The organism is Methylocaldum sp. GT1BB (assembly GCF_051027545.1).
Taxonomy (GTDB): Bacteria; Pseudomonadota; Gammaproteobacteria; order Methylococcales; family Methylococcaceae; genus Methylocaldum.
Genome location: NZ_CP194902.1, coordinates 393,959 through 407,601 on the forward strand (window position 1 = coordinate 393,959; position 13,643 = coordinate 407,601).

Annotated in this window: 12 protein-coding genes; 1 reads left to right on the forward strand and 11 read right to left on the reverse strand. The window is 52.3% G+C overall.

What is annotated here, in order from left to right; all coding sequences use genetic code 11:
* Positions 1–138 precede the first annotated feature (138 nt).
* The 8 genes from ACR2TX_RS03040 to msrA all read right to left on the reverse strand — a co-directional run bounded on the left by ACR2TX_RS03040 (position 139) and on the right by msrA (position 9,332).
* Entirely contained in the window at positions 139–954 is an 816-nt protein-coding gene (locus ACR2TX_RS03040) for a methyltransferase domain-containing protein (protein ID WP_434131162.1), read from the reverse strand.
* 164 nt (positions 955–1,118) lie between these two features.
* Positions 1,119–2,066 (reverse strand): glycosyltransferase family 2 protein, encoded by a 948-nt coding sequence (locus tag ACR2TX_RS03045; RefSeq protein WP_434131164.1) that lies wholly within the window; start codon positions 2,064–2,066, stop codon positions 1,119–1,121.
* A gap of 210 nt (positions 2,067–2,276) precedes the next feature.
* Entirely contained in the window at positions 2,277–4,169 is a 1,893-nt protein-coding gene (locus tag ACR2TX_RS03050) for a hypothetical protein (RefSeq protein WP_434131167.1), read from the reverse strand.
* A gap of 160 nt (positions 4,170–4,329) precedes the next feature.
* A complete protein-coding gene (locus tag ACR2TX_RS03055) occupies positions 4,330–4,764 on the reverse strand; it encodes a pilin (protein ID WP_434131169.1) in 435 nt (144 codons plus the stop codon).
* Between the two features lie 735 nt (positions 4,765–5,499).
* Positions 5,500–6,060 carry a response regulator transcription factor gene (locus tag ACR2TX_RS03060; RefSeq protein ID WP_434131171.1) on the reverse strand — a complete coding sequence of 187 codons (561 nt, stop codon included), beginning with the start codon at positions 6,058–6,060 and terminating at the stop codon, positions 5,500–5,502.
* 5 nt (positions 6,061–6,065) lie between these two features.
* Positions 6,066–7,382 carry an ATP-binding protein gene (locus tag ACR2TX_RS03065; protein ID WP_077728526.1) on the reverse strand — a complete coding sequence of 439 codons (1,317 nt, stop codon included), beginning with the start codon at positions 7,380–7,382 and terminating at the stop codon, positions 6,066–6,068.
* A gap of 453 nt (positions 7,383–7,835) precedes the next feature.
* The gene (locus ACR2TX_RS03070) at positions 7,836–8,615 is read right to left on the reverse strand and encodes a M48 family metallopeptidase (RefSeq protein ID WP_156880836.1); all 780 of its coding nucleotides are present in this window, start codon (positions 8,613–8,615) and stop codon (positions 7,836–7,838) included.
* Between the two features lie 54 nt (positions 8,616–8,669).
* The gene (msrA, locus tag ACR2TX_RS03075) at positions 8,670–9,332 is read right to left on the reverse strand and encodes a peptide-methionine (S)-S-oxide reductase MsrA (RefSeq protein ID WP_434131172.1); all 663 of its coding nucleotides are present in this window, start codon (positions 9,330–9,332) and stop codon (positions 8,670–8,672) included.
* A 126-nt stretch (positions 9,333–9,458) separates the two neighbouring features.
* On the opposite strand from msrA, the gene hslO reads away from it, so the two are divergent.
* A complete protein-coding gene (gene hslO / locus ACR2TX_RS03080) occupies positions 9,459–10,328 on the forward strand; it encodes an Hsp33 family molecular chaperone HslO (RefSeq protein WP_077728529.1) in 870 nt (289 codons plus the stop codon).
* 96 nt (positions 10,329–10,424) lie between these two features.
* Here hslO and ACR2TX_RS03085 read toward each other — a convergent pair whose 3' ends face one another.
* The 3 genes from ACR2TX_RS03085 to ctaD all read right to left on the reverse strand — a co-directional run bounded on the left by ACR2TX_RS03085 (position 10,425) and on the right by ctaD (position 13,618).
* A complete protein-coding gene (locus ACR2TX_RS03085; RefSeq protein ID WP_077728530.1) occupies positions 10,425–11,291 on the reverse strand; it encodes a cytochrome c oxidase subunit 3 in 867 nt (288 codons plus the stop codon).
* A 39-nt stretch (positions 11,292–11,330) separates the two neighbouring features.
* Positions 11,331–11,876 carry a cytochrome c oxidase assembly protein gene (locus ACR2TX_RS03090; protein WP_077728531.1) on the reverse strand — a complete coding sequence of 182 codons (546 nt, stop codon included), beginning with the start codon at positions 11,874–11,876 and terminating at the stop codon, positions 11,331–11,333.
* Positions 11,877–12,031: 155 nt separating this feature from the next.
* Positions 12,032–13,618, reverse strand: a complete 1,587-nt coding sequence (ctaD, locus tag ACR2TX_RS03095; protein ID WP_086135132.1) for a cytochrome c oxidase subunit I — start codon at positions 13,616–13,618, stop codon at positions 12,032–12,034.
* Between the last annotated feature and the right edge of the window lie 25 nt (positions 13,619–13,643).

The window sequence follows — 13,643 nt, forward strand, 5'->3', positions numbered from 1 at the left end:
CGGAAAACGCAAGAAGAAAGCGATCGGTCGCCGTGTTAGGCGAATAAAGATGCAAAAGCACAAACGGAATAAGAAAGTTGACACTTCGCCCAACAACCTGACCGAGTGTAGCCTCGATAACTTTCCGCAAGTGGTGCATTAATCGGGTAGACGTTTAGCCCAGACTGATATTACATCTCCCCGCTGCAATATTCGGTTGCTTAGCCACAGCCCTAGGCAAAGAAAACTTTTACGAAGTGTAGGCTTTCGAACCGCACGTCGGCAGGGCAGATAGGTTGTCAGTGACAACATCTCGAATCCATGGATCATCAACAGCGTAGAAAGCGATGCAGGCGTGAAAAATGTACAATGGTGAATACTGAAAGATCCGAATTGCCGAGGGCCACGATTAAGCCACCGATCAAAACGATCTGTGAAACCGTCAAATTGATACGGGACCTCGATATATACCAATCCATCTGGTTTCAAAAGCGAGCGCAAGCGAGCCATGGCACCACGTATGTCCGGTAAGTGTTCGAGCACGTGAGAAAGGTGAGCACCGCCAAACGATAGCCCATCAAGCTGCGACGCAAATAAATCGCCCTGCACGACTTTCAGTCCCTTATCCACCGTTTTTTCAATGCCATAGGAAGAAAGTTCGAGACCGAGACCATCTACCCCAGCCTGCCGCAGTGCCAAAAGGAAATCACCGGTGGCGCATCCAACATCTAATACCGTTGCGTCCCCCGTGAGTCTCTGTTTAAACGCCGCCGCCGTTTCCTGGAAACAGACGCTTGTTTCCCGAACCTGACGCTCATAGGAAAAGGCTTCTAATTCCGGTTCGAAATAATTTCGGTCATAAAGGCGCGATAGGTAATCCGGCAAGGGTACTGGATCTAGCCAACGAATTTGGCACGACCGACATCTCAATATCTGAAAACTATCAAACGGGAGATGTAAATAACGGCTAGCCATGCGATCCTTGCTTCCTTCTCCTCCGCAGAGTGGACACGCCCTAGATAACATTCTAATCGGCGTTGAACCGTCGAAATCGTTCTCCCATCGCATGCATTTCTTGCACTCCATAACATAGCCTTAGGTCGACTCATCTAAATATTAAATAACAGCTTAGTTTTCGATTAAATACCGGACCGCCAATTGTCCCGCTTGGTACGGCGAAAATCTTCTTCGACCCCTCGATAATGCAATGAAGATATTTGCTCCGATAATATACCTATCAAAAATATAAATAGCGCCGACAAAAGCAAAAATACACTCATATTGGTAAATCGTCCCTGACTTAAATAATTATAGATATAAAGACCTAGACCGCTAAAAAACAGCATAGCGCCTAGGGGAAGGAAAAGTCGCATGGGCGAGAATAAAGTGCCGATTTTCAAAATAATGATAAAGAACCGAAATCCGTCCTGCGCTATTCGGATCTTACTGGTGCCAGTCGTTTCGCGCTTTCTAGCGTGGATTGGCACATACGCAACCGGAAACCCAGATCGAAAAAAAGCCATTGTGCTGGTAGTTGGATAGGAAAATCCATTCGGCAGCAAATATAGAAATTTGCGGAAATGTCTGGCGCGAACTGCACGGAAACCCGATGTGAGGTCCTCGATTTGATGTCCGGTCATCGCCGAAGCCAATTTGTTGTAAAAGCAATTTGCGCCGCGGCGCCCAAAAGACGCCTGACTGCTAGGATGCCTTGCTCCTACCGTCATCTCGTAGCCCTGACCCAGCTTTTCCAGCAATCTCGGAATATCCGCAGGATCATGCTGTCCATCGGCATCCATGAATACGAACAGGTCGCCGTGTGCGTGCCTAGCTCCCGTCTTGATAGCGGCGCCATTTCCCATGCTGTAGGGGTGGCTAATAACCCTGACATTTTCACTATGACAAACTGCCACGCTCTCGTCGGTCGAACCGTCATCGACCACTAGAATTTCCGCGTTCGGCATTTGTCTGCGAATTTCCGGTAACAGCCATCTTAAACTGCCAGCCTCATCCTTGGCAGGTATAACAATAGATATTGCTTCTTGGCGACTTTCCCGTCCGGCGAAACCTGATTCAGTCGAGTTCATGAACTATCTATTAGCCGCTTGTTTAGGTCGGCATTAAGACTAGCCTACAAATGATAATTTTTGCGTCTGATTGATGAAATCGGGCAATCGCCTTCTTAGATGATTGATTTATCAGACACTGCTTAAGGGAGAATTGCAGAGCGGTGACTCAACAATAAATAAACAACCAGCTGTTTCTCGCGCTCTTCTCTGCAAACAACCTCGCTCACGCTAGAATCCGTTAGCAGATTGACGAAGGTCTTCCGCAACTTCATTTAAGCGCTCTTTCCATTGCTGCCTTAGAACCGGGTTCAGTGGAAGCGATTGCTTGAAAAACTCGAGCTTCTTTAAAGCCTCATCCCGGAGTCCTGCACTATTTAAGAGACCGACCATCAACACCCCGGTGTCCAGGTCCGGTAGCGCTTCAAACGCCTGCTCAAGATGCCGAACTGTCGGATCCAATTCCCGATTTTCGAAAAATAAACGCGCCTTGGCGTGGTGCAACTTAAACCGAGTGATGGCCAATCCTTGGTAGTGATGGTTAGCCAATAAGTTATCGATCAGCCGGTGCATAGCCTCCTGGGTTAAACCAAGACACTTTCGCTGCTGATATTGATTCAAAATCATTTCCAGCGTATCCAATATAGAATAGTCCACTCGAGCACGAGATAACGTAACGAGACTTTGTTCAACTTTTACGGACACATCCTCACCCAAGGCGCACGACAACTGCACAGCCTGCAAAGCTAACCCGATGTTGAAAGGATCACGGTCATAGGCATTTTCGATGACGGACAAAGCAAGCTTAACGTCGCCCCCTGCTATCAATCTATTGGCTAAAAACTGCTGTGCTCTTTCAGAAGCAGGATGCTTATCAGCCCATAACCTTGCTGCAATGTCCGGACTGCCCCATGCAGCCGTGACTTCATGAAGCACAAAACCTAGTAACAACACGTAAGTTGCAGTAACTCCAACTACTACCCGTTTGTAATTTTTCGGAACCCGCCACACTGATGCACTGATCCAGGCCAGTGGACCAAGACTGGGTAGATAATTGCGGTGTTCAAAATAAAGTTCCAGATTAAAAAGGGTGGATTCCAGCGCATGACCAAGCAAGAACCAACCTGCAGTAAAGCTGAACCATGGAAACCGCCGGCGAAGCAATATTGCCGTAGCAATCAAAACACCCCAGGCCGACCACGCCAAGAACGCTTGAGGGGATTCAATTAAACTCGCCGAAACCGCGATATCGTCATGAAATGGCCCTAGGTCCGAAGACTTAGGCAACACTATTAGGCGTAAATAAGTCCAGAGAATTGGTCCTTCGCTGACAAGTCGTTGCCAGGCTGAAAAACCTCTCTGGGTGACCTCAAAAATGTGTGGCAATTGGAGAATTGTATAACCTAGCAATACAGCGACAGGCACATGGAGCAGTCGCCTCCATACACTAAATATCCGAATGTTCTGTGGGCTATCAAACAATGTGTATTCCAAGACCCAAACATAAACAGGCAACAGGGCACCCGTCTCTTTGGTCAGAACCGCCAGGAGTGTCGCTACGCCCAAGCTGCCCACCATCATTGGCCATCCTCGACGTCTTGCGTGAACGATACGCTGACGGCCTGCTAGATAACCGACAAGACCGACCAACACAAAAGTTGCCGATAACGTGGTCATCCGCTGCACCACCATCAGGGAGGCCGATGCCAGCAATGGCTGTAATGTCCACAAGCTGAACAGCGTTAATGCAAATGGCAAGGCATACCCGCTGATATCCTCCTTCACCCGCGCCAAGCGCAAAGCGAACCAAGCAACCAACAAACCGTTGATGAGATGAATCAGGATATTGGTATATAAGAACTCTTCAGGCGAATGTGGCCAGGCGGAAAATTGCAAGGCGAAACTGGCCAGCGCAATGGGTCGCCCAAGTGGGCCCGCATCACCGCTCACTATGAAAGCCAACGCCGACGGCAGATCCTCGATGAAGGCTAGCGCTTGCAGATTCGGCGCATCATCAAAGTTAAACGCCCCCCCCAAGGCAGCCGAATAAATGAAATAAGCCGCTCCCGTTATAACGAGCAGACTTAGCAGAGCAATAGCATGGTTATGCAGCGTGGTATTCATGGCCCAACAAAAACCCCTCGCATGGAGGGGTCAAGTTTTTGTGTTGAATTAAGGAAAAACCCTTAAACAGCTGTTGACTGACGAACTCTTGAAACGTAAGCCTCCGCATCAAGTTTTTCCGCTGCCCTCTGCCCGGCGGAGAGGACGTAGTTAGTGCTTCTTAACGGCAACTAGACGGTAGGTATTTCTTGGGGATACTCCCAGTACAAGTCCAATTTACCTGCCCCGCGTCTCCTACAGTCGGGGTCATAATGACGTTTCCAGTTGTACCCGTTGCCGTCGGATTTACGGCCACCGTAATAACACCGTTTTGAACGGTAAGTGATGTTACATATCTGCTGGCAAAACTAGCCGCCGTAGCAAGGCCTGCTGCCGGGTTGTCTGCAGGGAAAGAGTTTTGCGTTTGGCGATATTCAGCTACAGTATTCTTTGCCATATCGGCCTGCCCCAAAGCTTCAGAAATCTTGGCGCGGACCGTGTAGTCCTGATATGCCGGCACCGCGACAGCCGCCAGGATACCGATGATCGCTACAACGATCATCAATTCGATCAGAGTAAAACCACCTTGCTGTCTCATATTCATATTCGCGTTCATGTCGAACTCCATTGAGTTAAAGGAGGGTTGAATAAGAAGCGTTGTTTGCTCTCGGCTAGGTTATTGCACAGGCCATGCCAGCGTTCCGGATGCAGGCAGGATGCGTGATTCCGAGATTCAGAAAGGAAAGAGAGCCCTTGAACAGGGATATGCGAGGTCAGAAACTGACGCAAAATGTCACCCTTCGGCTCCGTTAGACAAAAACGAGTCGTCTATTTTTGTGTCAGACCAAAGGCAAGAGGATTGGGCCGACTGCCCTGGCTTTCCTACCTGCAAACTCGATGAAGCCGCCACTGCCGAAAAGCGAAGCGGAAGCGATTGCCTATCGGCAAAAGAGGCATCGTGATACAGCGTTTGCCACGAATTCCGATACCAAAGGCTTACGGAGTAAGACTCCAAGTGCTGGCCATCCAATTCTGTTGGCTGACCATAGTAGCTAGAACGTTTTCCGGTTTTGCGTTGCGCCCGAGGCACGTTGGCAATCCTTTGCCGGCACACGCCGTCGGCGACGACTTTGTCGGCAAAGGATTGCCAACCTACGCATTTCCGATGCTCATCGCAAAACCGCGGAGAAAAACGCTCTATGTTGACGAGATTGCCTGCTGATAGCGATTGAGAACCGCACAACCGCCGCCCGAAAACAAGCCCGCAACGCTCTCATAAAAACGGAAATCACGCTTCGAAACCCTAGGCGTCGAAGCATAGGAACGGAGAGAAAGACGCTCCCGCTTTACTTCACTCCCTCACCGGCCGCTTATCCAGCTTCCGCTGCAAAGTCCTGCGATGCATCCCCAGCGCCCGCGCTGCGGCGGAGATGTTGCCGCCGTGCTCGATCAAAACTTTTTGCAGATGCTCCCATTCCAGGCGCCGAACGGAGAGCGGCTTTTCCTTGATTTCAACGGAGACGTCGCCCTGATCCTTGTGGAGGGCCGCGACGATCTCGTCGGCATCGGCGGGCTTGGTGAGATATTGGATCGCACCTAGCTTTATGGCTTCGACGGCCGTGGCGATACTGGCGTACCCGGTTAAGACGACGATACGGGTGTTGGCGTCGAGATTGTGGAGCCGCTTGACCAAAACCAGTCCGGAATCGTGGCCGATGCGCAGATCGATCACCGCGTACTCGGGCTCGATTTGCTCCGTCAGCGCGGTGCCGGTTTCGAGGTCTTGAGCGGCGTGCACTTCGAATCCGCGCTTCTCGAGGGCTTGCTTCAAAACTCCGCAGAACGTAGGGTCATCATCGACTAATAACAGACTGGGACGAGGGGTATCGGATGAGGATTTTGCACTGTTCATAGATCTTAATTCGGACGCAGCAATGGAAGTTCGATGCGAGTGCAGGTGCCGCCTTCGACACGAGGTAACATCTCTATTCGACCGCCCAGGCGCTCGATAGTGGCAAATGCCAAGAATAGCCCGACCCCCAACCCATGTTCTTTAGTCGTGATCGGCGCCTTTCCCAGACGCTGGGATAGCGTAGGGGCAATGCCAGGTCCCTGGTCGAGGATCTCCAAAGTCGCGCGCTCGAAGCTCCAGCGGGCGCGCAGCTTTATCCCACGCGGCGAAACATCGGCGGCATTGTTGAGAATATTAACTAAAGCGTGGGTAAGGGTATCCTCGGCCAAAATGCACGGCGGAGGCAAAGGCCCAACCTTTTCGTATTCCAACTCGGCGTTGAGACGCTGTTTCCGCCAGCTATCCACCGTTTCCTCCAGATAGTTCGTCAGCGGCATTACGTGGCCCGATTCGGCTCTGATTGCACCGGCCGACGCCGACATGACCGAAAGGGCCTTTTTGCAGCGGACCACCTGCTCCCGCAGGATTTTCATTTTTTCCAACAAATCGTCTTGCTTGGCGCCTTCACATTCGCTCTCTATTTCATGAATCAGGATCGCCATGGTTCCCAGCGGGGTGCCCATCTCGTGCGCCGCACCGGCCGCCAGCGTCCCCAGCGCAACAACCCGCTCGTTCCGTAAAGCCTGCTCGCGAGCTTCAGCCAAGCGGCGTTCACGCTCTCTCAGTGTTTTCGCCATCTCTACGACGAAGTAAGCCACGAGAACGGCACTGAATACGAACCCGAACCACATGCCGAACGCGTGCAGTTCAATGCTGTGGTCCTCCATCAGGGCCTGAACGGCGGGCGGGGCGTCGCCGTGCAAAGTTACGGCTTGAATGTCGGGAAGCGGCTGGTAAAAGCCGATGAGTATGGTGTAACACCCGGAAGTGAAGATCACCATATACCAGGTATAAAACTGGGGCAGCACGGTAGCCGCGATAATCAGCGGAAGCAGGAAAAACCAGGCCATGGGATTGGTGGCGCCCCCGGTGAAATAGAGAATCGCGGTAATCGCCAGGACGTCGAATGAAAGTTGCATGAACAACTCCATTTCGGCGACCGGGCGGGGATTGCTGAGCCTCAACCACGTCCACCAGTTGAAGGCGCCTAGCGCCGTCATGATGGCTGTAAGAGGCACTTCGCTAAGCGGTATCTCCAATCCGTAGACACTGATGAGAACGATAAGCGCTTGCCCCGTAATCATAAGATTGCGTAAAACGAACAGCCAGCGAAGGTTTTGACGGGCGTCGGTTTCCGTGTCCGCCGGAGTGGGAATGTTCATGAGCGGGTTTGAGTTCATGGAGCGGATTGTAAATGGCCGACTTTGTTGGGCGAATGCGACAATTTGTCACATTTTTGATTACTAATGTGACTGCTAGTATTAGATCGTGGTTTCTGATGCTTAAGGAACCGGCAAGACGGTAGCAGGCCGACGATCAGATGCTATCTGTAGCTGTGCGCTATAGCCTCCTCATTAAGGCAGAAGACTAGCTCTTCTGCCTTTTTTATTTCCCGATGGATTATTTCCTTTCAACACGCGAATCCTTGGATTGCGCGACAATTTGTCACATTTCGCGTACAAGTTTCACTGCTAGAATGTTAATCACTCGTTAGGAGCTGCTCCTAGCTGAGACCAGACGCACGTTTAGTGCTCACAATCCTCCTCTTGACGTGCAGGGATCTTTCTCCCTGCACTTTTCTTTTTGCGCGAACGCGCATCGCCCGGGATGCCGGATCAACCACCGCAACGAGGGTTTTTACCCATTGCCTGTGCGTTTCGATACATTTCCAGGGCTTTGGGCATGTTTTGTTTAAGCTCTTGCATGCGAGTAGCATGAGACGGATGAGTCGAAAGAAACTCTATCGGCTGCCCACCGCCCGCTTGTTCCATATTGATCCAGAGATCGATGCTTTGTTGCGGGTTGAAGCCTGCTTTGGCCATCAGTTCCAATCCGAGCAAATCGGCCTCGCTTTCCTGTAGACGACTATACGGCATAAGAACACCGTATTGGGCGCCTAAGCCCAATACCCCCATCATCACTTGGCCCGTCTGAGTAGTCGGATTGGTTATCGCTTGGATGACATTCAGCCCTTGTTGCACGGCCACCTGCTGGGAAGCTCGCTCATTCGAATGCCGAGAAAGCACGTGCGCGACTTCATGCGCAATGACTGTCGCGAGCTGATCCTGATTCCGGGCGACCCGAAGTATGCCGGTATGTACACCGATTTTCCCGCCGGGCAGTGCAAATGCGTTGGGCGATTCGTCTTGAAACACCGTGACTTCCCATTCCCCCCCTACCTCCTTAACAATCGGCCCGGCTACACACACAACGTATTGATTCGTTTGCGGACTTTGATCGATGGGCAATTTTTGTTTCATGTTGACAAAGGCCTGTGCCCCCATGGCCGCCATTTGGTCCTCTGGCATTATCATGAACTGGGTGCGCCCCAAAGGTGAGGTCGCACAAGCTGAAAGGCCCAATGTGAAAAATGCAATCAACAGAATTCTTTTCATGGAAACTCTTAATATTGTGAGACGCCCGATAATAGCCAAAGGAGTTAAGTGCTATCAATCGGTGTCGGTGTGTACGCTCGCGCCAAATTCAGTAGGGCAATTTATTCCGGTACCGCCTAAACCGCAGTATCCGCCGGGATTCTTGGCCAGATATTGCTGGTGATAGGGTTCCGCATAGAAAAATTCGGGAGCCTCGCGGATTTCGGTGGTGATTCGCCCATATCCTTTTTGGCTCAAGGCTGCTTGATAAGCATCGCGGGCAACGATAGCCAGTTCTTTCTGGCGCGGCGTATAGGTGAAAATGACCGAGCGGTATTGCGTCCCGATGTCCTTGCCCTGGCGCATGCCTTGTGTAGGGTTGTGGGACTCCCAAAATAGTTTCAGCAAATCTTGGTAATGGATCTTATTAGGATCGTAGACTACGCGTACGACCTCGGCGTGACCGGTCATCCCGCTACATACTTCTTCGTAAGTGGGATTAGGCGTAGCTCCGCCAGCGTAGCCGACTGCCGTTACGTAAACGCCGGGCGTCTGCCAGAATTTCCGCTCCGCACCCCAAAAGCAGCCAAGACCGAAAATCGCAATTTCCGATCCTTCCGGATATGGCGGCTCCATCCGATGTCCATTTACAAAATGCAACTCCGGAACCGGCATCTTTTCCACTCGGCCGGGAAGAGCGGAATCGTCATCAGGCAGCAAAAGCTTTTTCGTAAACATGGAATTTACTCTTCGGTGATCTGTCAATCAGAAGCCGCATGAATATCGCTAGCAGAACCTTGTAGACTAGCAGTTTCTGCCTATTAAAAGGCAAAGTGACATTCCTTAAAACTTTTTGGTTAGACGATGAGTGAATTCGACAGTTTCCAAAGGTTCTTGTTTGAAGATCTCGGGATACGAGGCGAACTCGTACGGCTCGACGCGAGTTGGCAAGCCGTGCTCGAACGCCATCCTTACCCTCCTGCCGTATCGAGCCAGTTGGGACAAGCACTTGCTGCCGTGCTATTGCTATCCGCCACCATCAAGTTCAAGGGGTCTTTGATTCTTCAGGCTCAAGGCCACGGACCGCTGAATACTTTAGTGGCGCAGGCAACGCACCAGAGAACTATTCGCGGACTCGCACACTGGCGCGGCGAAGTAACGGGAGAAACGCTGTCCGACATCTACGGTCCGGGGCACTTGGTGTTGACGGTCCAGAACGAGGATTCCGAACCGTACCAGGGTATCGTCGCTCTCGAGGGAGACGATCTGGCCGGCGCTATCGAAACGTATTTTTCACGCTCGGAACAACTGGCGACCCGACTTTGGTTAGCGGCCGACGAACAGCGCGCAGCAGGGTTGCTCATCCAGGAACTGCCTGCCAAACAACGCGATCGCGACGATTGGACGCGCGTCGAATACTTGGCGGATACGGTTACCGAGGGGGAGTTGCTGAATTTACCCAGTCAAGAACTGTTGTATCGCCTCTTTAATGAAGAATCGGTACGGCTTTTCGACTCGGAACCGATCTCCTTCCGCTGTGGATGCTCGCGGGAGCGCATCGAATCCGTCCTGCTCACCTTGGGGAATCACGAGGTGGAATCGATTTTGGAGCAAGAGGATTCAGTCGAGGTTGGCTGCGAATTCTGCAACCGCCGTTATCATTTCGATCGCGTCGATATCGGCGGCTTATTTACCAATGAAATAAGACTCCCGTCTTCCTCGACTCGACAATGATCGGCCTGACACCTTTATTCGAATTTCCGGGCGGATAGACAAAAGGAGCGCTACCCAAGGAGAGTAGCGCCCCTTTTGGTAAAAAGCAGTGGCGGGTTACAGCCAGTAGACGAAAATGAAGAGGCCCAACCACACCACGTCGACAAAGTGCCAATACCAGGCGGCCGCTTCAAACGCGAAATGGTGTTCCGGGTTGAAGTGTCCGCGTATGCTCCGGAGCAAGACGACCGTAAGAATGATGGCACCGATGGTCACGTGCAAACCGTGGAACCCGGTCAGCATGAAGAACGTCGAGCCGTAGATTCCAGAGCCCAAGGTCAGCCCCATTTCGGTGTAGGCCTCGTGGTACTCGACCCCCTGCAGAATCACGAACAGAAAACCTAGGGCAACCGTAGCAATCAGACCTTTGATCAATTGTCCGCGATTATTCGCCAGCAATCCCCAGTGCGCCCAGGTAACGGTTCCGCCACTGCTCAACAGGATCAGAGTATTCAGAGCCGGAACACCCCATGCGCCCATGGGTTCGAACTCGCCGCCCACCTGTCCCGGTCCGTTGGTCGGCCACATCGCCTGAAATCCCTGCCACAAGTCTCCAGTCGCTCCGGCAGAGAAATTACCTTCTCCGCCCAGCCACGGCACCGAGTAGATACGTGCGTAAAAGAGCGCGCCGAAGAATGCGGCAAAGAAGAATACTTCCGAGGTAATGAACCAAATCATCCCCATTCGAAACGAACCGTCCACCTGCTGGTTATACAACCCGGCGACGCTTTCCTTTATCACCGAGCCAAACCATCCGGCCATCATGAAGATCACGATGCCCGCTCCCAGCACCATTAAGGTTCCACCGATGCTCGATCCGTTAAGGTAATTAGCAAATCCCACGAGCAAAGTCGTCAGGCCGATCGATCCCACGATGGGCCAGTTCGCTTTGTGCGGTAGATAGTACGCGTCTTTCGTAGCCATTACATTCCCCTGCTTTTGAAATTGTTGATCTTTCTCTCGTCAGTTCTGGTTCTTGTCGGTGATATCGAAGAACGTGTAGGAAAGGGTCATATCCTTCACGTTTTCCGGAATGGACGGATCAATCACGAATCGAACCGGCATTTCGCGCAATTTGTGCGGTTCGAATTCTTGCTCGGAAAAACAAAAGCACTCGGTCTTGTTCAGGTATTCCGTGGCCACGCCGGGAGCTACGCTGGGAATGGCACGCCCGACCATTTTGTTATCGGTCGTATTTTCGGCATAGAACTTGACCGTGTAATACTGCCCCGGATGTATCTTCATCTTGTTTTTTTCCGCACGGAAAGCGAGCGGCATGTTCTCATTGACCGAGGTGATGAATTCGATCGTCAGTTCCCGCGATTGATCGACTACATAAGCGGCGTCCGCGACCGCCTCCGTTTTCACTTTTCCATTCAGTCCCGTAACCTCGCAGAACACGTTGTACAGCGGAACCATGGCGAAGCCGAAACCGAACATTCCGACAGCCACTAAGACGATTGACCAAATCAATCGCTTATTGACTTTTCTGCTTTCTGAATCGTTCACTGACCGGATGACGTAGTAATTAATTTAAGGATCGCACCGATGTAGAGCATCAGCGCGATAATCGCGATGACGACCGCCAACAGTACGTTCTTTTTTCGAATATCCATAGCGTTAAACCACAGTCCCCGCCCTAGAGGCGGGGACCGCTTCGTTTCCTATTTGATCTCGGGTGCCGTCGTCCAAGTGTGGTAGGGCGGCGGAGACGGCAAAGTCCATTCCAGACCGTGCTCGTGCGCGCCTTCCCAAACTTCGTCGGTCGCTTTCTCGCCGCCGCGGATGGCCTTGATGATCACGTAAACGAAAATCAGTTGCGAGAAACCGAAAACGAAGGCACCGACACTCGACCAAGCATTGAATTCCGCAAACTGGGTCGCGTAATCCGGAATCCGGCGCGGCATGCCGGCCAGTCCCAAAAAGTGCTGCGGGAAGAACAACAGATTGACCGAGATGGTCGACAGCCAGAAATGTAGCTTGCCCAAACGCTCGTCATACATGTGGCCGGTCCACTTGGGCAGCCAGTAATAGGTCGCCGCGAAGAGCGCGAATACCGCACCGGGCACCAACACATAGTGGAAGTGGGCGACGATGAAGTAAGTGTCATGGTACTGGAGGTCGGCAGGCGAAATAGCCATCATCAGCCCAGTGAAGCCTCCCATCGTGAACAGGACCACGAAAGCGATGGCGAATAGCATCGGCGTTTCGAAGGTCATCGCGCCTTTCCACATCGTGGAGACCCAGTTGAACACCTTCACCCCGGTGGGCACGGCGATCAACATCGTGGCGTAGGTGAAATACAGCTCCCCGGCAAGCGGCATGCCGACGGTATACTGGTGATGCGCCCAGACGACGAAAGACAGGAGCCCGATCGAAGCCGTGGCATAAACCATCGAGCTGTAACCGAACAGCGGCTTGCGCGCAAACGTCGGGATAATCATGGAAATCACCCCGAACGAGGGCAGAATCATGATGTAAACCTCGGGATGCCCGAAGAACCAGAACAAGTGCTGATAAAGCACTGGGTCGCCGCCACCGGCTGCATTAAAGAAGCTCGTGCCGAAGAACTTGTCGGTCAGGAGCATGGTCACCGCGCCTGCGAACACCGGCATGACGGCGATCAAGAGGAATGCGGTGATGACCCAGGTCCACACGAACAACGGCATCTTCATCAGCGTCATGCCGGGCGCGCGCATATTGAACACGGTGACGATGATGTTGATCGCCGCCATGATCGACGAGATACCCAGCAAGTGGACCGAAAAGATGGCAAACGGCAGATGCGCGCCGCCTTGGAGAACCAGAGGCGGATAGAGCGTCCACCCGGCTGCCGGCGCACCGCCCTCCATGAACAGCGTGCTCGCGAGGAGCAGCAAGGCGAAAGGCAGAAGCCAGAAACTCCAGTTGTTCAACCGGGGCAAAGCCATATCCGGCGAACCGATCATGATCGGGATCATCCAGTTTGCCAAGCCTGCAAAAGCCGGCATGACCGCGCCAAACACCATGACCAGGGCGTGCAATGTGGTCATTTGGTTAAAGAACATCGGATCCACGAACTGCATGCCGGGTGCGAACAGTTCGGCACGAATGACCAGTGCCATAGCGCCTCCGACCAGGAACATGATCAGGGCGGTGGTCATGTATAAGGTTCCGATATCCTTATGGTTGGTAGTGAACACCCATCTCATGATCCCTTTGGCGGGGCCATGGTCATGATGCTCATCATGAGTTGCCACTGCTGATGACATAGCACTTCACCTCATCTACTGTTAA